The sequence below is a fragment of the Desulfovibrio desulfuricans genome, from assembly GCF_024460775.1.
GTDB classification, from domain to species: Bacteria; Desulfobacterota; Desulfovibrionia; order Desulfovibrionales; family Desulfovibrionaceae; genus Desulfovibrio; species Desulfovibrio desulfuricans_E.
In genome coordinates this window covers 1-255 of sequence record NZ_JANFYZ010000081.1, presented here as the reverse complement: position 1 = coordinate 255, position 255 = coordinate 1, and the positions used below count along the sequence as shown (strand labels likewise).

At 51.4% G+C, this 255-nt stretch carries 1 protein-coding gene; it reads right to left on the bottom strand.

The genetic code is table 11. The features are described 5' to 3' along the window. Window positions 1-255 (bottom strand): hypothetical protein (locus tag NE637_RS15480; RefSeq protein WP_256267820.1); only part of this gene is annotated, 255 nt, incomplete at both ends.

Sequence of the window (255 nt, the reverse complement as noted above, 5' to 3'; positions counted from 1 at the left end):
CCTTCGGCTGCCCTTGTATCCTTGTCCCCGAATTTATGAAGCCTTATCACATCAAACGCATTCATCAGCTTTCCGCAGCATGGGTCTGTGGCATGGTGGCTGTATACGAACAGATCATCATAGACCACGACTCCGGCAGCAGAGTCCGCCGGAATATAATCGTATCTTCCGGGGATTGCCCTTGAATGCCTGTACACATCCGAGATGAATTTGTCGATTGCCTGTGTCACCGTGTATGTGCGGTTGAAAGCCCCG